A 19,927-nucleotide genomic window follows, 5' to 3' on the forward strand; every position below is an offset into this window, starting at 1 on the left:
AAAGGACTCAATAATTTTTCTATGGCTTCCGTTTCCTGGCCGCCTTTCCCAGGGCGGCCTCGAGGGCGTCGGCCACGGTGCGCATCACCTTGACGCGGGCGTAGTTCTTGGAATTGGCCTCGACCAGCGTCCAGGGGGCGTTGGTGGTCGAGGTCTTCTCCACCATGTCGTTGACCGCCTGCTCGTAGACGCCCCATTGCTCGCGGTTGCGCCAGTCCTCGTCGGTCAGTTTCCACTTCTTGTATTCGATCTCGCCACGGGCGTTGAAGCGGGCCAGCTGTTCCTCGGCGGTGATGTGCAGCCAGAATTTGCACATGACGATGCCGTGGTCGGTCAATTGCTTCTCGAAATCGACGATCTCGCCATAGGCGCGGCGCCAGGCCTCCTCGGTGCAGAAGCCCTCGACCCGCTCCACCAGCACGCGGCCGTACCACGAGCGGTCGAACACGGTGACGCGCCCGGCGCGGGCCACATGGCGCCAGAAGCGCCACAGATAGTGCTGGGCGCGCTCCTCCTCGGTGGGGGCGGCGATGGGGATGACCTGATAGTCGCGCGCGTTCAGCGCGTTGGTGAGGCGGCGGATGGTGCCGCCCTTGCCGGCGGCGTCCCAGCCCTCGAACACCAGGGCGGTGGAGACGCCCCGTTCCTTGGCGGCGTGGTAGAGGTGGGCAAGCCGCGCCCGCTGTTCCTGCAGTGCCTGATTGTACTCGGCGCCCTCGATGGTCAGGCTCATGTCCAGCGACGACAGGATCGAGGGCTGCGACGCCAGGGCGGCGGGTTCCGAGGTCTTCTTGGCCTTGGACTTGGTCTTGATCTCGGCGTTGACCTTCTTGACCGCCTCGCGGGTGGCGAAGTGCTTGGTGATGGCCTCCTTCAGGGTCTGGAGCACCACCGCCGAGCGGTAGCGGGGGTCGGCGCCCTCGACGATCTGCCAGGGGGCGTGGCCCTTGCTGGTCTGCATGATCAGCCGTTCGGCGGCGGCGACGAACTTGTCGTACATCTCCCAGTGCTGCCAATCCTGCTTGGTGACCTGCCAGGCGGTCAGCGGGTCCTTTTCCAGGCTTTTCAGGCGCTTTTTCTGGGCCTTCTCGGACAGGTGCATCCAGAACTTGAGGATCAGGGCGCCTTCGTCGGCCAGGGTCTTCTCGAAATGGACGATGCGCTCCAGCCGCTCGTCCAGTTCCGGGCCGCTGATCTTGTCGGTGACCCGGTCGATCAGCGGGTGGTGGTACCACGACGACATGAACAGCCCGACCTTGCCCTTGGGCGGCAGGTCGCGCCAGTAGCGCCAGTATTCGGGGCGTTCGCGCTCCTCGTCGGACGGTGCGCCATAGGCGCGCGTCACGATCCAGCGCGGGTCCATCCATTCGTTCAGGAGGTTGACCGTCTCGTTCTTGCCGGCGCCGTCGACGCCCGCGAACAGCACGATGACGGGAAAGTCCGCCTCGCGCAGTTGCTGTTGCAAGGCCAGGAGATCGGTGCGCAGGCCCGGGGCCATGGCGTCGAATTCCTCGCGCGAGATTTTGCGTCCCAGTTCAGCCGCTTCGAACATGTCCCACTTCCCCCATGGCACGATCATCAACCGGAAGTATGAGCGTATGCCTAATGCACAGGGGCGGCAAGGGGCTGTAATATGCAGGCCCTTGCAAGGAGATGCCCATGCCCAGGACGATTCAGCTGGTTCTCGACGACGCCCTGGCGCGGCGGGTGGACGAGCGGCTGGGCGGCGACGGCGGCGACGCGGCGGCGCTGCTGGACCGGGCGCTGCGCTTCTTTCTCGACGCCGAGGACGACAGGGTGGCGGCCCGCGACGCGGTGATCAGGGCGGCGGGCGAGGGCGAGTTCGGCGCGGCCCCCGGCCTGTCCGCCGACCATGCCAGGGTGCGGCTGTGGCTGCTGGGCTGGGGCGGCGAGGGCGAATCCGGCCCGCCCGGAAGTTGCTGAGATGATCCGCTGGTCCGACACGGCGCTGACCGACCTGTTCCGTCTGCGGAGCGGCCTGGGTACCGAGGCCGCCAGACGGGTCGGCCGCCTGATCGCCGAATCCGCCGATTGCCTGGCCGAGTTCCCCGAGCGCGGCCGTGACGGCACCGCGCCCGGCACAAGCGAGCTTCCGTTGCCCGGCCTGCCCTGGCGTCTGGTCTATCGGGCGGGCGAGGGCGGCGTGATGATCCTGCGCCTCATCTGAGCCTGAGGGCGAGGGGGCCCAATCCCACCACCACCGCCAGTGAGGCGAAGGCCAGCCCCCAGGCCAGGGTGGAGTTGCCGCCGCCGGCCATGTCCAGCACCATGCCGAAGGCCAGCGGCCCGACGAAGCCGGCGCCGAAACCCAGCAGCGAGTGGATGGCGATGGTAGCACCCCGCCGGTCGGGCTCGGCCGCCATCACCGCCCCGGTGGTCAGCGCTGCCGAATCGATCTGGATCAGCACGTTGTAGAGCAGCATCAGCGCCACCACGATTCCATAGGGCAGTCCGCCCAGAAAGCCGATCACCGCCGCCAGGGCGGCCGAGGACAGCATGGCGGCGGCGCAGACCCGGCGGCGGTCGAAGCGGATGGCCAGATCGGCGCCGATCAGCGACGAGGCCATGGCCAGCAGGGCGGCGATGGTGGCGGTGGCGGTGGGCGACGGCCCGCCGGCGCCGGGTTGGGCGGCCAGGACCCAGGCGAGGAAGGCCACCATCCAGGACCGCGCGCCGAACAGCTCCCACACATGGGCGGCATAGCCCAGCACATAGCCCATGGCGGCGCGGTTGCGGAACACGGGTCCAAAATCAAAGGGGTTGACCGGCTGGGCCGGCGGGACGGGGACGGCCCGCTCCAGCAGGGCCAGGACCAGGACGAAGGCGGCCAGGGCCGAAAGTCCGGCCAGGAGGAAGGCGGCCTTCCATCCCCAGATTTCGGCCACCGCGCCGATGATCATGAACGAGCCGCTGGTGCCCAGCGAGAAACTGGCGGTGTAGAAGCTGATCCAGCGGGCCTGCTTGGGGCCCTTGGTGCGGTCGACCAGGGCCTTCAGCCCCGGCATGTAGGTGCCGGCCAATCCCACTCCGGCCAGGAAGCGTAATCCCAGGGCCGACCAGAAGCCTTCGGCCATGAATGCGTAGGCCAGGCACGAGACGCCCGCCACCAGGGCGCCGAACACGTACACCTTCTTGGCGTCCACCCGGTCGGTCATGGTGGTCAGCACCGGGACCGCCATTGTGTAGCCGGCGAACAGCACCCCGGAAATCCACCCCGCCTCGGTGTTGGTGAGCCCCCATGCGGCGACGAAATCGGGCAGCAGTGCAGGAAAGGCGAAGACGCCGACCATGGTCAGCACTTCCGCCGCGCACAGGCAGAAGACGGCTCTGGCGCCCTGGGACGGTGCTTCACTCACCACAATGATCCATGACTTTCGGTGTGTTTCAATTCACGCATAAGGTGTATACCGTAGATGGGCGCTTGGGGGGAGCCTGATGGGCGCCGTGTTGGGAGTGGGAGGACCTTTCATATGGCCTCGAATCGGATTGTTTCATGGGGGAGCGGCAAGATCGAGTGGTCTGACGACATGCTCCTGCATGTCAGGCAGGAAGACGACGACCACCGCGAGATGTTCGCCCTGATGAACCAGATCTTTTCGGCCGTCCAGCTGGGCGCCGACATGGTCACCCAGGCGGTGGCCGATCTGTGCCTGTTCACCCGCGAGCACTTCGCCCGCGAGCAGGACAGCATGGAGCAGGCCGGCTATCCCGACCGCGACGACCATCGCTACGAGCACGAATACCTGATCTTCCAGCTGGACGCCCTGATCGAGCGCCTGATGGTCTCGGGCCCCGATTACGTGGCCGACGAGCTGGTGGATTTGCTCAAACGCTGGCTGTGCGACCACATCCTGACCTGCGACGCCGCCTTCGCGGAGTTTCAGCGGGAGTTGGCATAGGGACGAGTCCCTTCGCCTTTGATCCTTCCGGAGGCCAAACAAAAAGGGCGCCCTATATGGAGCGCCCTTTCCGTTCGGGAAACGAAAAAACTACGTGTGCAGCGGGCGGCCGTCCACGGCGAGGCAGGCTTCCTTGACCGCTTCGCCCAGGCCCGGATGGGCGTGGCAGGTCCGGGCGATGTCTTCCGACGCTGCGCCGAATTCCATGGCCAGGACCACTTCGGCGATGAGGTCGCCGGCGTTGGGGCCGACGATGTGGGCGCCCAGGACCTTGTCGGTGGTGGCGCAGGCCAGCACCTTGACGAAGCCGTCGACCTCGTTCATGGAGCGCGCCCGGCCGTTGGCGGTGAAGGGGAACTTGCCGGCCTTGTAGGCGATTCCCTCGGCCTTCAACTGCTCCTCGGTCTTGCCCACCGAGGCCACTTCCGGCCAAGTGTAGACCACCGCCGGGATGGCGTCGTAGTTCACGTGGCCGTGCTGGCCGGCGAGGATCTCGGCCAGGGCGACGCCCTCTTCCTCGGCCTTGTGGGCCAGCATGGCGCCGCCGACCACGTCGCCGATGGCGTAGATGCCCGGCACGTTGGTGCGGAAGTGGCCGTCGATCTGGACGAAGCCGCGCTTGTCCATGGCGACGCCGACCTTATCCAGGCCCAGGCCGTCAGTGTAGGGCTTGCGGCCGATGGCCACCAGGACGCAATCGGCCTCGATCTTTTCGGCCGCGCCGCCGGCGGCGGGCTCGACGGTGACGGTGGCGGTCTTGCCCTTCTTGGTGATGCCGGTGACCTTGGTGCCCAGCTTGAACTCCATGCCCTGCTTGCCCAACAGGCGCTGCATCTGCTTGGAGACCTCACCGTCGTTGAACGGCAGGATGCGGTCGAGGAATTCCACCACGGTGACCTTGGCGCCCAGGCGGCCCCAGACGGTGCCGAGCTCGAGCCCGATGACGCCGCCGCCGATGACCACCATGTGCTTCGGCGTCTTGGGCAGGGCCAGGGCGCCGGTGGACGAGATGATCACCTCCTCGTCGATCTCCACACCCGGCAGGGGGGTGACGTCGGAGCCGGTGGCGATGACGATGTGCTTGGCGGCCACCTGGGATTTGGCGCCGTCCTTGGCCGTCACCTCGATCTGGCCGGGCGCGGTGATGGCGCCGGCGCCGACGATATAGGTCACCTTGTTCTTCTTGAACAGGAACTCGATGCCCTTGGTGTTGTCGGACACCACCTTGTCCTTGTGGCCCATCATGCCGGCCACGTCCATCTCGACCTTGGACACCTTGATGCCGAACGAGCCGAACTCGTGCGCGGCGGCGTGGTAGTGGTGAGAGGCGGTCAGCAGCGCCTTGGACGGGATACAGCCCACATTGAGGCAGGTGCCGCCGAGGCTGCCGCGCTTTTCGATGCAGGCGGTCTTCAAGCCCAGCTGGGCGGCGCGGATGGCGGCGACATAGCCGCCCGGACCACCGCCGATGATGACGACGTCGAAGGAATTCTCGGACATGGGTCTATCCCCCTGATAGGGCGTCACCCCCGGACTTGGTCCGGGGGTCCATGGATGGCCGGATCAAGTCCGGCCATGACGGCTATTATGGCTGATCCTACATTTCCAGCAGGATGCGCTGCGGGTCCTCGATGCACTCCTTGACGCGCACCAGGAACGACACCGCCTCGCGGCCGTCGATGATGCGGTGGTCGTAGGAGAGCGCCAGGTACATCATGGGGCGCGCCTCGATCTTGCCGTCGGGCATGACCATGGGGCGCTGCTGCACCTTGTGCATCCCCAGGATGCCCGACTGGGGCGTGTTGAGGATGGGGGTGCTCATCAGCGAGCCATAGACGCCGCCGTTGGAGATGGTGAAGGTGCCCCCCGTGAGGTCTTCCATGGACAGCTTGCCGTCGCGGGCCTTCTTGCCCAGGTTGGCGATGCCCTGCTCGACACCGGCGAAGGACAGAAGGTCGGCGTCGCGCAGCACCGGCACCACCAAGCCCTGGGGCGTACCCACGGCCACGCCGATGTCGTAGTACTTCTTGTAGACCAGATCGTCGCCGTCGATCTCGGCGTTGACGGCGGGCCAATCCTTGAGCGCCGAGATGCAGGCCTTCACGAAGAAGGACATGAAGCCCAGCTTGACGCCGTGGCGCTTTTCGAACTGGTCCTTGTACTGATTCCTGAGGTCGAACAGCGCGCCCATGTCCACCTCGTTGAAGGTGGTCAGCATGGCGGCGGTGTTCTGGGCCTCCTTCAGGCGGCCGGCGATGGTCTTGCGCAAGCGGGTCATCTTGACCCGGTCCTCGCGGTCGGCCTTGGCGCGCGGACCCGAGGGGGCGGCGGGCTTGGCCGGAGCCGGAGCGGCGGCGGGAGCGGACGCCGCGGCCAGCACGTCGCCCTTGGTGACGCGCCCGTCCTTGCCGGTGCCGGCGATGGCCGAGGTGTCGACACCGGCATCGGCGGCGATCTTCTTGGCCGACGGCATGACGGCGGCGGCGGCCGGAGCGGCAGCCGGGGCGGGGGCTGCGGCCGGAGCCGGAGCCGGAGCGGCGGCGGGCTTGGACGCGGCGGCGGCGCCGGCGGCACCGAGCACGCCCAAAAGGGCGCCGACTTCCACGGTGGCGCCGGTGGCGGCCACGATGTCGGTCAGGGTTCCGGCGGACGGCGCGTTGACCTCGACGGTGACCTTGTCGGTTTCCAGCTCGACCAGGGGTTCGTCGGCGCGGACGGCGTCGCCCACGTTCTTGAACCACTTGGCGACGGTAGCTTCGGTGACGGACTCGCCCAGGGTGGGCACCTTGATTTCGGTGGACATTACTGCTGTTCCCTCTTCTTAGGCGGTCAGGCGCGAGAGTTTGGAGGCACGGCGGAAGGGCTGGGGCAGGGTGACCAGTTCACCGGTCAATGCCATGCCGGTGATCCATTCCTGCTCTGCCACGTGGGTCTTGTAGAGGCCGGTGGCGGGCGACGCGGCGGCGCGGCGTCCGCAGTACAGGGCCTTCCTCGCCTTGATGTCGAGCTCTTCGCAGATGAACTCGATACGGCGGTCGACGAAGGTCCACGGCCCCATATTGGCCGGCTCTTCCTGCACCCACAGCAATTCGGCGTTGGGATAGCGGGCCAGCTGGGCCTTGATGGTGTCCTTGGGCCAGGGATAGAGCTGCTCGACGCGGATGATGGCCACGTCCTTGAGGCCGCGCTTGGTGCGCTCCTCCAGCAGATCGTAATAGACCTTGCCCGAGCACATCAGCACCCGGCGGATCTTGGCATCGGCCACCAGCGTCTCGGTCTCGGGCAGCACGCGGCGGAAGCGCGAACCGGTGACCAGATCGTCCAGCTTGGAGACGCACAGCTTGTGACGCAGCAACGACTTCGGCGTCATGATGATCAGCGGCTTCCTGAAATTGCGGCGCAGCTGACGGCGCAGAGCGTGGAAGTAGTTGGCCGGCGTGGTGATGTTGCAGACCTGCCAGTTGTCCTCGGCGGAGAGCTGGAGATAGCGTTCCCAGCGGGCCGACGAATGCTCCGGACCCTGGCCTTCATAGCCGTGGGGCAGCAGCATCACCAGACCCGACATGCGCAGCCACTTGGACTCGCCCGAGTTGATGAACTGGTCGATGATCACCTGGGCGCCGTTGGCGAAGTCGCCGAACTGGCCTTCCCACAGGGTGAGCGTGTTGGGCTCGGCCTGGGAGTAGCCATATTCGAAGCCCAGAACCGCCTCTTCCGACAGCGGGCTATCCATGACCTCGAAATAGGCCTGGTTGCCCGGGCGGATGTGGTTCAGGGGCTCGATGCGCTCCTCGGTCTCCTGGTCGGTCAGGCGGCAGTGACGCTGCGAGAAGGTGCCGCGGCCGCAATCCTGGCCCGACAGGCGGACGGGGTTGCCCTCCACCAGCAGGGTGCCGAAGGCCAAGGCCTCGGCGGTTGCCCAGTCGATGCCCTCGCCCGTGTCCACCATGTCCTTCTTGGCGGCCAGCTGGCGGACGATCTTGCGGTTGACGTTGAAGCCCTCGGGGGTCTTGGCCAGGGCGTGGCCGACTTCCCGAAGGATGTCGGCGGCCACGCCGGTCTTCTCCTCGCGGAACTCCTCTTCCTCGGACAGCTGCACCAGGCCCTGCCACTTGCCTTCAAGCCAGTCGGCCTTGTTGACCTTGAAGCTCTTGGCCGCTTCGTAATCGCCTTCCAGGCGGGCCTGGAAGTTGGCGAAGATGGCGTCGGCCTCGTAGCGCGAGATGGTGCCCTCGGCCACCAGCTTCTCGGAATACAGAGCGCGGGTGGTGGGGTGAGCGGCGATCTTGCGGTACATCTGCGGCTGGGTGAAGGCCGGCTCGTCCGACTCGTTGTGGCCGTGACGGCGGTAGCAGATCATGTCCAGCACCACGTCGGCGCCGAATTCCTGGCGGAACTCGGTGGCGATGCGGGCCACGTGGACCACGGCTTCGGGATCATCGCCGTTGACGTGGAACACCGGGGCCTGGAAGCCCTTGGCCACGTCCGACGAATACGGGCCGGAGCGCGAATACTGCGGCGCGGTGGTGAAGCCGATCTGGTTGTTGACGATGATGTGCATGGTGCCGCCGGTGGCGTAGCCCTTGAGCTGCGACAGCAACATCACCTCGGGCACCACGCCCTGGCCGGCGAAGGCGGCGTCGCCGTGCAGGATGATGCCCATCACCCGCTTGCGCTCGGTATCGCCGAACTGGGTCTGCTTGGCGCGGACCTTGCCGACCACCAGCGGGCCGACCACTTCCAGGTGGCTGGGATTGGGCATCAGCGACAGGTGGACGGTCTTGCCGTCGAAGTCGCGGTCGGCCGAGGTGCCCAGGTGGTACTTCACGTCGCCCGAGCCCTGGACGTCTTCCGGGTTGGCGGCGTTGCCCTGGAATTCCGAGAAGATGGCCTGGTAGGGCTTCTTCATGAAATTGGCCAGCACGTTGAGGCGGCCACGGTGGGCCATGCCCAGCACCACCTCGTCGACGCCCAGCTGCGAGCCGCGCTTCAGGATCTGTTCCAGCGCGGGAATGACGGACTCGCCGCCTTCCAGGCCGAAGCGCTTGGTGCCGGTGTACTTCATCTGCAAGAAGCGCTCGAAGCCCTCGGCCTCGGTCAGGCGCTCCAGGATGGCGGTCTTGCCGCGCGGCGTGAAGTCGGTGCGGTTATGGATCGATTCGATGCGCTTCTGAATCCAGGCCTTCTGGTCGGGGTCCTGGATGTGCATGAACTCGACGCCGATGTTCGAGCAGTAGGTTTCCTGCACGATGCTGACGATGGAGCGCAGCGTGGCGGTCTCCAGGCCCAGCACGTGGTCGATGAAGATCTCGCGGTCGAGATCGGCATCGGTGAAGCCGTAGGTGCGGTAGTCCAGCTCGGGGTGCTGCTCGCGCTTGGTGAGGTCCAGCGGGTCGAGCTTGGCCATCAGATGGCCGCGCACGCGGTAGCTGCGGATCAGCATCAGGGCGCGGATCGAATCGATCTGGCCCTGGCGGATGGCGGCCGGATCGACGGAGGGCGCGGCGGCGGGAGCCTTGGCCCCGTCCTTGCCCGCCTTCTTGGCGGCGGCCGCGGCGGCTGCGGCGGCCTCGGGATCGATGGCGCCGATGATCTTGACGTCGCGCCGCGCGCTGGCGGTGCCTTTGAAGTCCTGAATGAGCTGCGAGCCGTCGTCCTTCAGATCCTGAAAGAAGGAAACCCACGAGGCGTCGACCGACGCGGGGTCTTCCAGGTAGCGGGCGTAAAGCTCGGCGATGAAGACGGCGTTGCCGCCGCTCAGAAAGGACGATTCGTCGAACTGCTTTGTCATGTTCGGGATTCGACGCAGGTTCTAGCCCGCGTCCCTTTCGTGCTTGGGCCGGGCGGCGCCGCCGGGCGCCGCTCGTTAACGGCGCAAACTGCTTTGTTATTATTATTAGTAAAGACGGTCCGACGCACCGGCGGTCCGGCGCTCCGGCGACGCGCCGGACCGTTTGGTACTAAGCGGTTTAGCCCTTGAGGAGCTTCACCATGGTCGAGCCCAGCGAAGCGGGCGAGTCGGCGACGGCGATACCGGCGGACAACAGGGCTTCCACCTTGAAGTCGGCGGTGTCGTTGCCACCCGAGATCACCGCGCCGGCATGGCCCATGCGGCGGCCGGGCGGAGCGGTACGGCCGGCGATGAAGCCGACGGTCGGCTTCTTCACCTTGGAGCGCTTCAGCAGCTCGGCGCCCTGGACCTCGGCGTCGCCGCCGATTTCGCCGATCATGATGATCGCCTGGGTCTCGGGGTCGGCCAGGAAGAGCTCCAGGCTGTCGACGAAGTTGGTGCCGTTGATCGGGTCGCCACCGATGCCGATGCAGGTGGTCTGGCCCAGACCGGTGGCGGTGGTCTGCGCCACCGCTTCATAGGTCAGGGTGCCCGAACGGGACACGATGCCGATCTTGCCGCGCTGGTGGATGTGACCGGGCATGATGCCGATCTTGCACTCACCGGGGGTGATGACGCCGGGGCAGTTCGGCCCGATCAGACGGGTCTTGGAGCCCTGCAGGGCGCGCTTGACGGCCAGCATGTCGGCCACCGGGATACCCTCGGTGATGCAGACGGCCAGCTCGATCTCGGCGTCGATGGCTTCCAGGATGGCGTCGGCCGCGAAGGGCGGCGGCACGTAGATCACGGAGGCGTTGCAGCCGGTCTTGGCCTTGGCCTCGGCGACGGTGTTGAACACCGGCAGGTCCAGGTGGGTGGTGCCGCCCTTACCGGGGGTCACGCCGCCAACCATCTTGGTGCCGTAGGCGATGGCCTGCTCGGAGTGGAAGGTGCCCTGGGCGCCAGTGAAGCCCTGGCAGATCACCTTCGTGTTGGCATTAACGAGAACAGCCATTTTTATGCGGCCTCCTTCACGGCCTTCACCACCTTCTCGGCGGCATCGGCGAGGTTGTCGGCGGCAATGATCGGCAGACCCGACTGCGCCATGATCTTCTTGCCCAGCTCGACGTTGGTGCCTTCCAGGCGGACGACCAGCGGGACGTTCAGCGAGACTTCGCGAGCGGCGGCGACAACGCCTTCGGCGATGACGTCGCAGCGCATGATGCCGCCGAAGATGTTGACCAGGATGCCTTCGACGTTGGGATCCGACAGGATCAGCTTGAAGGCGGTGGTGACGCGCTCCTTGGTGGCGCCGCCGCCGACGTCGAGGAAGTTGGCGGGCTCGGAGCCGTACAGCTTGATGATGTCCATGGTGGCCATCGCCAGGCCGGCGCCGTTGACCATGCAGCCGATCTGGCCGTCCAGCTTGATGTAGTTCAGGCTGTGGCGGGCGGCTTCGAGCTCGGCCGGGTCTTCCTCGGACTCGTCACGCAGCTCTTCGATGTCCTTGTGACGGAACAGCGCGTTGTCGTCGAAGTTCACCTTGGCGTCGAGAGCGATCAGCTCGCCGGCGCCGGTGACCACCAGCGGGTTGATCTCGACGATCGAGCAGTCCAGGTCCATGAAGGCCTTGTACAGCGCGCCGACGAACTTGACGCAGGTGTTGACCTGCTTGCCCTCGAGGCCCAGGCCGAACGCGATCTGGCGGCCGTGGTACTGCTGGAAGCCCTCGACCGGGTCGATGGCGACCTTCAGGATCTTCTCGGGGTGGCTGTGGGCCACTTCCTCGATCTCCATGCCGCCCTCGGTGGAGGCGACGATGGTGACGCGGCAGGTGGCGCGGTCAACCAGCATGGACAGGTACAGCTCACGCTTGATGTCGCAGCCCTGCTCGATGTAGACGCGCTTGACTTCCTTGCCCGCCGGGCCGGTCTGCTTGGTGACCAGGATCTGGCCCAGCATCGCCTCGACGTTGGTCTTGACCTCGTCGATGGACTTGACGACGCGGACGCCGCCCTTGCCATTGGGGTCGTTCTTGAAGCGACCGGCGCCACGGCCACCGGCGTGGATCTGGGACTTCACCACGTAGACCGGGCCGCCCAGTTCCTTGGCAACCTGCACCGCCTCGTCGGGGGTGTAGGCGACGCCGCCCTTCAGCACGGCCACGCCGTACTTGGCCAGCACCTGCTTGCCCTGATACTCATGAATGTTCATCGGGTATTGCTCCCCTAGAGTGTCTTGTCGATTAGCCCATCAGGCCCTTGGCGACCTTGACCAGGCCACGAACGGCGTCGGCCGACTTGTTGAACTCGGCCTGCTCGGCGGCGTTCAGCTCGATCTCGACGATGCGCTCGACACCGCCCTCGCCGATCACCACCGGCACGCCGACGAACACGTCGTCGGGCTGGCCGTAGGTGCCGCCCTTGACCAGGGTGGCGACGGGCAGGACGCGCTTCTTGTCCTTCAGGAAGGCTTCGGCCATCTGGACGCCCGAGGCGGCCGGGGCGTAGTAGGCCGAGCCGGTCTTCAGCAGGTTGACGATCTCGGCGCCGCCGTCACGGGTGCGCTGCACGATCTTGTCCAGCTTCTCCTGGGTGGTCCAGCCCATCTTCACCAGGTCGGGCAGCGGGATGCCGGCGACGGTGGAGTAGCGGACCAGCGGGACCATGGTGTCGCCGTGGCCGCCCAGCACGAAGGCGGTGACGTCTTCGACCGAGACGTTGAACTCTTCGCACAGGAAGGTGCGGAAACGGGCCGAATCCAGCACGCCGGCCATGCCGACGATCATGTTGGCGGGCACGCCCGAATAGTGCTGCAGCGCCCAGACCATCACGTCCAGCGGGTTGGTGATGCAGATCACGAAGGCGCCGGGGCAGTTCTTCTTGATGCCCTCGCCGACGGCGGCCATGACCTTGAGGTTGATGCCGACCAGGTCGTCACGGCTCATGCCGGGCTTGCGCGGCACGCCGGCGGTGACGATCACCACGTCGGCGCCCTTGATCGCCGAGTAGTCGTTGGCGCCGGAATAGCGGCAGTCCACGCCCTCGACCGGGGTGGACTCGAGGATGTCGAGGCCCTTGCCCTGGGGGATGCCCTCGGCGATGTCGAACATGACGACATCACCCAGTTCCTTGAGGCCGATCAGGTGGGCGAGCGTGCCGCCGATGTTGCCGGACCCTACGAGAGCGATCTTCTTGCGTGCCATGGATGGAGTTCCCTCGAAATCGTGAGATGGTTCTAGACGAACGGGTGGGGCGCGCCGAGCGCGCAAAAATGGCCTGGGGGGCTTAGGTAACGCGATTCGCGCCCAAGGGCAAGCGGATTGGCATGCAGCCGACGCAAAGCCACCCCGCCGGGAAACCTTGGGATTTCCGAACGCTGGCCGCAAAGCGGTAGGACCAGGGCAATAATGCTTTGGACTCGTTATAGGAAAACCTACCCGGAGGGGGTTATTCCCCACCCTCGGGGGTGGGGTTGCGTCATATGCGTGGCCACCATGCTTCGCGGCCGAGCAACTTGTCGGCCACCGGCTCGCCGAATTCCATGATCAGGAACTGCACCGCCATGCCCGCCGCCACGGCGCCGACGAAGTCGAATACACGAACGGACAGGCCGGCGCTGGCGGCGTGGGTGGTGGCCGCCAAGGCGACGATGATGCCGGGCATGAAGCCGGCCAGAACGGTGAAGATGATCCATTCCATCCCGTTGCGCCTAAGTTCGCGGGCGCGCTGCAGGCCGGACCGGGCGTATTCCACGTTGATCCGGTTGAGGCGGAAGCCGTAGCGGGCGACCGTGGCCAGCATTCCGCCCAGGAACGCGTAGCAGAAGATGATCAGCCCGCTGAGCTCCAGCTTGACCCCGGTGGACCCGGTGATCGGCCACGCCACCCGGATGGGATCGCCGGAGGCGGTGGAACCGGGCAGGGGGCGTGGAACGAATTCCGCGTTGACGGTGACGTCGGTGAACATGTCGCGCCGGACCGGGCGGAAGGCGGTGAACTCCCCCAGATGGGCCAATTGGGAGGCGACGGTGAGGCCGGGGATGCGCCAGTGGATGTCGAAGCTGCCATGGGGCGGAACCAGATGGCTCCGCCAGGCGGTTTTGCTGCCATCGGAAAGGTTGGTTTCGTCCAGGGTCCATCCCTCGGCCTCGGGGAGAATGATGCCCGGGGTGGCCGTGCCGCCGTGGGGCGGCGTTTCGGCGATGACATGGCTGTCGAACAGGTTGGAGGGTACGATCAGCTTGGTCCGGGAATGCTCCAGCCGCAGCGCCCAGGGGGTGTCGTTCTTGATGGTGCCCACCACCAGGAGCGATTCGCCGAGGAAGATGCGCTCGTCGTCGCTGGTTGCCCGGATGCCGAGCTTGATGTTGACCAGCTTGTCCAGGGCCAGTTGAACGTTGCTGTCGGAGGCATGAAAACTCAGATTGCCGTTGGTTGTCGCGGCGTTCTGGAGCTTCTGTTCGCAGACCGCGGCCCGAAGCTCGGTCGCCCCCGAGCCCAGCCGGCAGGTGTTGAGGGAGCCTTCCACCCGTTCCACGTCGCGCCTGAGCTGTTCGATCAGCTGGTCGGCATAGGGCCTTCCCGAGGTGTCGGGCGAGCGCACCTCGATCTTTTCCTGCGCCTGGGCCGGCGGCGCGCAGGCCAGCCAGCAGGCCGCCGCGATCATGGCTGCGAGGCGGAAGGCGGCGGGGGTCACGACGGCGTCACTGTGACCAGGACCGCCGGCTGCGCAGGCGGGGCAACAGGTCCGCCCCGCCCTGTGGCTTGAGGCCGGCCGACGCCGTGGCGGGCAAGGGCGCCCCGGTCCGGCGGGCCATGAGCTGGGCGCTTTCCAGGCGGCGCAAGTCTTCGTAGGTGATGGCGGTGCCGCCGATCAGGACCGCCTGGCCTCTGAACGTCTTGAAGATCGGCCGGCTGGCGTAGGCGCCGGGATGGGCGTCCGAAGCCCGGTCAATATCGTTCAGGCGCCGCCCGAATTCGCCGGCCAGACCGGCGAACGACGCCGTGTCGTCGCACCGGTACCGCAGGACGTCCAGGTGGGCGAAGGATTTGCACAGGCGGAACCGGTCTTCCAGCAGAAGGATCATCGGTCGCCCGGATAGGAAGCGGATGCCGACTTCGAGGACCAGATCGCTGACGTAGGCCGTGTCCTTTTCCGGGCTGGGGCCCGCCCGGTCATAGTTGGGCGTCAGGTCGAAAACCGTCAGGTCGGCGTCCAGCAGGCCGGTGATGACCTCGTTCCAAGCGGAAATCTCCGCATCCTTGTGGTGGTGGCCCACCACCCGGACCTCATAATGGGTGCTATTGCAGTATTCCCGAACCAGGGTGTCGCGCGGAAAGGCGTCGTCCCTTGCGCTGATATAGAGGCAAACGCGGTCAAGCGTCGGCCGGCTGCGGAAAACGTCACTCATTGCCCAGCTCCCTTGCCGGTAGGCTTCTTGGTGGCCCCCGCCCCCAGGGGCTCGGACGTCCGGTATTCCGGCCCCGCCTCGCCGGGAGGGACCGGAGCGGTCATCCCGCGATATTCGGTCTCGATGGAGATGCTGCGCGCCCCCGCGTCGCTGAAATAGCGGACCCACCAGCGGTAGATCTGATTCCAGTTCAGCTTCATGCCCTGCTGGATGCCGGGCTTCGACGGCGGGCCGAGCTCCTTGCCGAGGCCATATCCGATCACCGAGATGTTCCGCAGGTCGGGAAGCAGCCGCCGCCGCCTCAGATCGGTATAGAAGCTGTTCATCTCGGTGGTATTGGCCCTGTAGAAGTCGGCCTCTCCCACCTTGTCCAGATGGTATTCCAGGAAGTCCGAGAAGATGACCAGCAGGGAGGGTCGGTGTTCGGACACCACGAGGCTGATCGTCTCGGCCAGTGCGGTCTCGTTCTTGCGTGCCTGGGCCTGTTTCAGCATGACGGGGTTCAGGGCCTGGCCGATGCGGGTGACAAAATCCTGAAGGTCGGCGGCGATCAGGTTCTGGTTGCAGGCGTCGTACCAGGGCAGGAAGCCCTTGGGCGGGCAACTCGGCACGCAATCGTCGAACAGGATGTCGGAGGTGCGGGCGTAATCGCCGACGGTGCGGATCACCAGGTGGTCGCCTTCGCGGTTGAGTTCGGTCGCGAACACCTCCCAGCCCCGGACCAGCCGGGCAATGTCTTCGTCCTCGTAGGTGGCGGTGCGATCGACAAGGAAAACGACGGTCCGGGCCTCGGGAAACATCCTGCAATAGGGGTAGGCTGACTTGCCGGCCTGGGCCAGGGCGTCAGGGGCCGACAGGAGGGCGAGCAATCCCACCAGCATTCCGGCGATCCCGCGTGCGCCGATCAGCCTTCCGGCCCAGTGCCAAGCCCCGGAAGTCATGCCGGTCCTCCCTGATATCTGTTGCCAAGGATCATCGCCCAGGCCTGCTGGGCGCTGCTTTCGCCGAAATAGAGCGGTGCCGGGGTCTTGCGAGCCAAGGTGTTGGCCCGCTGATACGCATGGATGCGCTGGGCGACCACGGCCGCGACATTCTCCATCTCGATGTCGAGGCGGAACTCGGCGCCATTGATGTTGACCTTCTGCTCGGCGAGGTCTCGGGCCAGTTCGTCGGCCCGGCGGGTGAGGTTGTCGTTGATCCGGCGGTAATTCTCGTCCAGTTCCCGCATGGCGAGGTCGAAGCGTTCCTGGCGGCGGGCGATCCGCCGGCGGCAACGGTTGACCTTGTCCAGCAGGGGTTCGTAGTCCGGGTGGGGGTCGTGGCGGATGTAGGACAGGAGCCCGCCGCCCAGGAAGACGCTCAGGTTGAGCAGCAGCAGCAGCAGGCCCTGGGCCCCCAGCGGCTGAAACGCCTCGAAGGAGTTGCGCTCGTTCTGCGGCGCCAGGACGGCGGCTCCCAATTGGGCGGCGCCTCCCGCCAGCGGCACCTGCCGGAGGGCGCTTCCCAGGGGGCCGCGACCGGAGGCAACCTCGTTCATGGCGCTCGACAGGCTCGAGACCAGGGGATTGGCGGTGCGGGACGTGGTCAGGTAGGACTGACGGATCACCGAAAGCTCGTAGAGGGAAAAGGTCACCAGCAGCAGGATCAAAGGGATGCCGACCCAGGTGCGCAAACGCTCGGGTGGGCGGCGGCGAACCCGGCACTGGCGGACGAACAATCCGATCAGGTGGCCGAAAAACACCACGGCCAGACCCATCACCCCGGCTCCGCCGTAGCCGAAGATCGCTCCGGCCCGGAATATGTCCTCGAACACGCCCTTGTTGATGACCAGCTCCGTCAAGGAGAGAAGGGCGAGGAGCAGCAGATAGGGGGTTAGCCAGCGCCAGCGGGGATAAACCAGACGGATCAGGGGTTCGCGGCCGCCAAGCTCGCTGCGCAGATTCTCAAGCGACATGTCCACGTCATGGCAGGCGCGGAACTGCTGCACGCCAAGCACCGATGTCGGGCCGATCCGCCGTTCGAGTTCATCTTTGTCCAGGTCGTATTGCTTGGACAGGCGCTGGCGTTCCGCGTCGTACTGCTTGTTTCGCCGCTCCCCCAGGTCGGCATGCAAGCCGTCGACGGTCGACAGGCGGTTGGACAGGCGGGCACGGTACTCAGAAATGGCCTGGATCGCCTGATGGACGATCATCAGCTCGTAGCTGCCAAGACTCTCCTGGCTGGTGGGCGGAAGTTCGTTCCTGCCCTCCTCCTCGCCTTTGACGGTATCGATATGAGAGTCGCAAGGGGCAGCGAACGACCAGTAGTAGGACAATCCTTCCGAGAAATCTATCGCAGCCATTGCGAAATCCCTTGTTTAGACGGGTGCCGAACTCAGCATCCGCAACTTTTCAAGGGATTTTACAAAATGAAACAAGTGTTAGCGAGTCTTATATATAAGATTATCTCTGTTTGATTGTATGCAATCATGCGGTCCATTCCCGCATCACGTAATCCTCGGCCTGCATCTCCATCAGGCGCGAGACGGTGCGCTGGAACTCGAAGGCGCCGACGCCTTCGGGGTAGAGGGTTTCCGGCGGTGCGGCGGCCGAGCAGATCAGGGTTACCTTGTGTTCGTACAGCGCGTCGATCAGGGTGACGAAGCGCCTGGCCTCGTCCTTATTGGCCGGCGACAGCAGGGGAATGTCGGACAGCACCAGGGTGTGGTAGCGCGACGCCAGCGCCAGGTAGTCGCTGGGTCCCAGCGCCGTGCCGCACAGCTGGGCGAAGGAGAAGCGGGCGACGCCCACCGCGGCGAGCGGGATGCGCAGCTGCCGCCCGTTGACCTCGATGGTGTGGGGCGTGGCGCCGGCGCCTTCGGTCAGGCGGGCGAAGGCCAGTTCCAGGGCGTTCTCCGCCTCCTCGGTGAGCGGAGCGTGGTAGACCTGCAATCCGCGCTTGCGGCCCAGGCGGTAGTCGCGGTCCGAGTTCAGCTCCAGGATGTCCAGCTTCTCCTCGATCAGCTTGATGAAGGGGATGAAGCGGTCGCGCTGGAGGCCGTCCTTGTACAGGTCCCTGGGGTGGCGGTTCGACGTGATGACCACGATTACACCGTCGTCCATCAGGCATTTGAACAGGCGGCCGACGATCATGGCGTCGGCGATGTCGGTGACCTGCAACTCGTCCAGGCACAACAGCCAGGCTTCCGACGCGATGGAGCGGGCCAGCTTGGGAATGGGGTCGGCATCGCCGCGCGACGGCGTCTGGCGCCATTTGTGGATGTCGGCGTGGATGTCGCGCATGAACTCGTGGAAGTGGACGCGCTTCTTGCCCGGGATCGAGGCGGTGTGGAAGAACAGGTCCATCAGCATGGACTTGCCGCGCCCCACCTCGCCGAAAATATAGAGGCCGAGCTTGGGCGCCGCCTGGGCCTCCAGGTCGCCGCCGCCCCAGGTCCAGGTGGAGGCCGGCGAGGCCTTCTTCAGACCGAAGCGGGCCAGCCAGCCGGTTTCGCCCTGGGCCGGGCGGTAGCGCGCCAGGGCGTGATGGAGGCTTTGCAGCTTCTCCATGGCCAATTCCTGCGCGACGTCCGGTCGGACCTCGCCGCTGGCGACCTTGGCGCGGTAGGCGAACAGGGGGCCTTCGCCCATATTTTCCTCAAGCTCCCGAAACGAAAGCGGGCGGGAGTCGCCTCCCGCCCGGTCGCGGACGCCCGGCCGTTCAGCCGTCGGCGGTGATCTTGGCGACGATGTCGCCCAGCGCCTTGTCGCAGACGGCGTTGTCCACCTGGCAGGTGCCGGCGTTCATGTGGCCGCCGCCGCCGTACTTCAGGCACAGCTCGCCCACATTGGTGTTGGACGAGCGGTTGACGATGGACTTGCCGATGGCGAAGACGGTGTTCTGCTTCTTCACGCCCCACAGCACGTGGATGGAGACGTTGGTCTCCGGGTAGAGCGCGTAGATCATGAAGCGGTTGCCGGCGAAAATGGTGTCCTCGCCGCGCAGGTCCAGCACCACCAGGTTCTTGTGGACGGTGGAGCAGCGCTTGATCTGGTCCTTGAACTTTTCGGCGTGCTCGAAATAGATGTCGGTCCGTTCCTTGACGTCGGGCAGGGCCAGAATCTGGTCGATGTTGTGGTTCCGGCAGTAATCGATCAGGTCCATCATCAGCTGGTAGTTGGACACCCGGAACTCGCGGAAACGGCCCAAACCGGTGCGGGCGTCCATGATGTAGTTCAGCAGGGTCCAGCCGGTGGGGTTGAGAATCTCTTCCAGCGAGTACTGGGCCGAATCGCCCTGGTCCACCGCCGCCATCATCTCGTTCCACGACGCCGGGAACACCTTGGCGCCGCCGTAATAGTTATAGACCACGCGGGCCGCCGAGGGGGCCTCGGCTTCGATGACGTGGTTCTCCTTCTTGCCCACCCGGATGGTCTCGGACAGGTGGTGGTCGAAGGCGATATGCACGCCTTCCACATAGGGAAGGTTGGTGGTGATGTCCTTCGGCCCGATCTCGATGATGCCGTCCTGCATATCTTTTGGATGGACGAACTTGATGTCGTCAATGAGATCGAGCTGCTTCAGCAGCACCGCGCAGACCAGACCGTCGAAGTCGCTGCGGGTAACCAGCCGGAATTTCTTACCGTCGGACATAGACCTACTCCTCTTTCCCACCCCAGGGGTAGACGCCATTTCCCCGAGAATAGCCCTGAGTGGTTCCACTGACAACGTCCCTGGCGCAGGAATGTTTCCAAAAGAGGGGAGTTGGTTTAAACAATGGGAGCGC

Annotated in this window: 17 protein-coding genes; 3 read left to right on the forward strand and 14 right to left on the reverse strand. The window is 65.7% G+C overall.

Annotated elements, in window-relative coordinates:
• Positions 1-19: 19 nt before the first annotated feature.
• Entirely contained in the window at positions 20-1,552 is a 1,533-nt protein-coding gene (pap, locus tag XM1_RS06445) for a polyphosphate:AMP phosphotransferase (RefSeq protein ID WP_068431507.1), read from the reverse strand.
• Positions 1,553-1,659: 107 nt separating this feature from the next.
• Between pap and XM1_RS06450 the strand changes: the two genes are divergently transcribed.
• A complete protein-coding gene (locus tag XM1_RS06450; protein ID WP_231920709.1) occupies positions 1,660-1,944 on the forward strand; it encodes a transcriptional regulator in 285 nt (94 codons plus the stop codon).
• A gap of 1 nt (position 1,945) precedes the next feature.
• Positions 1,946-2,188 (forward strand): type II toxin-antitoxin system RelE/ParE family toxin, encoded by a 243-nt coding sequence (locus XM1_RS06455; protein ID WP_068431521.1) that lies wholly within the window; start codon positions 1,946-1,948, stop codon positions 2,186-2,188.
• On the opposite strand, the gene XM1_RS06460 is transcribed toward XM1_RS06455, so the two are convergent.
• Positions 2,181-3,377 carry a nitrate/nitrite transporter gene (locus XM1_RS06460; protein ID WP_231920710.1) on the reverse strand — a complete coding sequence of 399 codons (1,197 nt, stop codon included), beginning with the start codon at positions 3,375-3,377 and terminating at the stop codon, positions 2,181-2,183. The genes XM1_RS06455 and XM1_RS06460 overlap by 8 nt on opposite strands.
• 114 nt (positions 3,378-3,491) lie before the next feature.
• Here XM1_RS06460 and XM1_RS06465 point away from each other — a divergent pair, with 114 nt between their 5' ends.
• Positions 3,492-3,920, forward strand: coding sequence for a bacteriohemerythrin (locus XM1_RS06465; protein WP_068431526.1), 429 nt, complete (start codon positions 3,492-3,494; stop codon positions 3,918-3,920).
• 90 nt (positions 3,921-4,010) lie between these two features.
• Here XM1_RS06465 and lpdA read toward each other — a convergent pair whose 3' ends face one another.
• From lpdA to XM1_RS06525, 12 genes are all read right to left on the reverse strand, one after another.
• On the reverse strand, positions 4,011-5,420 hold the full coding sequence (gene lpdA, locus XM1_RS06470; protein WP_068431530.1) for a dihydrolipoyl dehydrogenase: 1,410 nt from the start codon (positions 5,418-5,420) through the stop codon (positions 4,011-4,013).
• A 97-nt stretch (positions 5,421-5,517) separates the two neighbouring features.
• Positions 5,518-6,723 carry a 2-oxoglutarate dehydrogenase complex dihydrolipoyllysine-residue succinyltransferase gene (gene odhB, locus XM1_RS06475; RefSeq protein ID WP_068431532.1) on the reverse strand — a complete coding sequence of 402 codons (1,206 nt, stop codon included), beginning with the start codon at positions 6,721-6,723 and terminating at the stop codon, positions 5,518-5,520.
• An 18-nt stretch (positions 6,724-6,741) separates the two neighbouring features.
• Positions 6,742-9,711: a 2-oxoglutarate dehydrogenase E1 component gene (locus XM1_RS06480; RefSeq protein WP_068431534.1), complete on the reverse strand. Its 2,970-nt coding sequence runs from the start codon at positions 9,709-9,711 to the stop codon at positions 6,742-6,744.
• A gap of 178 nt (positions 9,712-9,889) precedes the next feature.
• Positions 9,890-10,765 (reverse strand): succinate--CoA ligase subunit alpha, encoded by an 876-nt coding sequence (sucD, locus tag XM1_RS06485; protein ID WP_068431538.1) that lies wholly within the window; start codon positions 10,763-10,765, stop codon positions 9,890-9,892.
• 2 nt (positions 10,766-10,767) lie between these two features.
• Complete coding sequence (gene sucC / locus XM1_RS06490) at positions 10,768-11,964, reverse strand: ADP-forming succinate--CoA ligase subunit beta (RefSeq protein ID WP_068431547.1); 1,197 nt, start codon at positions 11,962-11,964, stop codon at positions 10,768-10,770.
• Between the two features lie 31 nt (positions 11,965-11,995).
• Positions 11,996-12,955 (reverse strand): malate dehydrogenase, encoded by a 960-nt coding sequence (gene mdh, locus XM1_RS06495; protein ID WP_068431549.1) that lies wholly within the window; start codon positions 12,953-12,955, stop codon positions 11,996-11,998.
• Positions 12,956-13,229: 274 nt separating this feature from the next.
• Positions 13,230-14,447 (reverse strand): hypothetical protein, encoded by a 1,218-nt coding sequence (locus tag XM1_RS06500; protein ID WP_068431552.1) that lies wholly within the window; start codon positions 14,445-14,447, stop codon positions 13,230-13,232.
• 7 nt (positions 14,448-14,454) lie between these two features.
• The gene (locus tag XM1_RS06505) at positions 14,455-15,162 is read right to left on the reverse strand and encodes a hypothetical protein (protein WP_068431556.1); all 708 of its coding nucleotides are present in this window, start codon (positions 15,160-15,162) and stop codon (positions 14,455-14,457) included.
• Positions 15,159-16,103 (reverse strand): hypothetical protein, encoded by a 945-nt coding sequence (locus XM1_RS06510; protein ID WP_068431559.1) that lies wholly within the window; start codon positions 16,101-16,103, stop codon positions 15,159-15,161. Before XM1_RS06510 ends, XM1_RS06505 begins: the two co-directional genes overlap by 4 nt.
• The gene (locus XM1_RS06515; RefSeq protein ID WP_156428658.1) at positions 16,100-17,503 is read right to left on the reverse strand and encodes a hypothetical protein; all 1,404 of its coding nucleotides are present in this window, start codon (positions 17,501-17,503) and stop codon (positions 16,100-16,102) included. Before XM1_RS06515 ends, XM1_RS06510 begins: the two co-directional genes overlap by 4 nt.
• Positions 17,504-17,627: 124 nt before the next feature.
• Positions 17,628-18,791 carry a cell division protein ZapE gene (gene zapE / locus XM1_RS06520; protein ID WP_068431572.1) on the reverse strand — a complete coding sequence of 388 codons (1,164 nt, stop codon included), beginning with the start codon at positions 18,789-18,791 and terminating at the stop codon, positions 17,628-17,630.
• 70 nt (positions 18,792-18,861) lie between these two features.
• Positions 18,862-19,794, reverse strand: coding sequence for an exopolyphosphatase (locus tag XM1_RS06525; protein ID WP_068431576.1), 933 nt, complete (start codon positions 19,792-19,794; stop codon positions 18,862-18,864).
• Positions 19,795-19,927 lie beyond the last annotated feature (133 nt).

This window comes from Magnetospirillum sp. XM-1 (assembly GCF_001511835.1).
GTDB lineage: Bacteria > Pseudomonadota > Alphaproteobacteria > Rhodospirillales > Magnetospirillaceae > Phaeospirillum.

Bases quoted from the DNA above. Each gene is read 5' to 3' on its own strand.
- pap (WP_068431507.1), bottom strand. From the start codon at position 1,552: ATGTTCGAAGCGGCTGAACTGGGACGCAAAATCTCGCGCGAGGAATTC.
- XM1_RS06450 (WP_231920709.1), top strand. From the start codon at position 1,660: ATGCCCAGGACGATTCAGCTGGTTCTCGACGACGCCCTGGCGCGGCGG.
- XM1_RS06455 (WP_068431521.1), top strand. From the start codon at position 1,946: ATGATCCGCTGGTCCGACACGGCGCTGACCGACCTGTTCCGTCTGCGG.
- XM1_RS06465 (WP_068431526.1), top strand. From the start codon at position 3,492: ATGGCCTCGAATCGGATTGTTTCATGGGGGAGCGGCAAGATCGAGTGG.
- lpdA (WP_068431530.1), bottom strand. From the start codon at position 5,420: ATGTCCGAGAATTCCTTCGACGTCGTCATCATCGGCGGTGGTCCGGGC.
- odhB (WP_068431532.1), bottom strand. From the start codon at position 6,723: ATGTCCACCGAAATCAAGGTGCCCACCCTGGGCGAGTCCGTCACCGAA.
- XM1_RS06480 (WP_068431534.1), bottom strand. From the start codon at position 9,711: ATGACAAAGCAGTTCGACGAATCGTCCTTTCTGAGCGGCGGCAACGCC.
- sucD (WP_068431538.1), bottom strand. From the start codon at position 10,765: ATGGCTGTTCTCGTTAATGCCAACACGAAGGTGATCTGCCAGGGCTTC.
- sucC (WP_068431547.1), bottom strand. From the start codon at position 11,964: ATGAACATTCATGAGTATCAGGGCAAGCAGGTGCTGGCCAAGTACGGC.
- mdh (WP_068431549.1), bottom strand. From the start codon at position 12,955: ATGGCACGCAAGAAGATCGCTCTCGTAGGGTCCGGCAACATCGGCGGC.
- XM1_RS06505 (WP_068431556.1), bottom strand. From the start codon at position 15,162: ATGAGTGACGTTTTCCGCAGCCGGCCGACGCTTGACCGCGTTTGCCTC.
- XM1_RS06510 (WP_068431559.1), bottom strand. From the start codon at position 16,103: ATGACTTCCGGGGCTTGGCACTGGGCCGGAAGGCTGATCGGCGCACGC.
- XM1_RS06515 (WP_156428658.1), bottom strand. From the start codon at position 17,503: ATGGCTGCGATAGATTTCTCGGAAGGATTGTCCTACTACTGGTCGTTC.
- zapE (WP_068431572.1), bottom strand. From the start codon at position 18,791: ATGGGCGAAGGCCCCCTGTTCGCCTACCGCGCCAAGGTCGCCAGCGGC.
- XM1_RS06525 (WP_068431576.1), bottom strand. From the start codon at position 19,794: ATGTCCGACGGTAAGAAATTCCGGCTGGTTACCCGCAGCGACTTCGAC.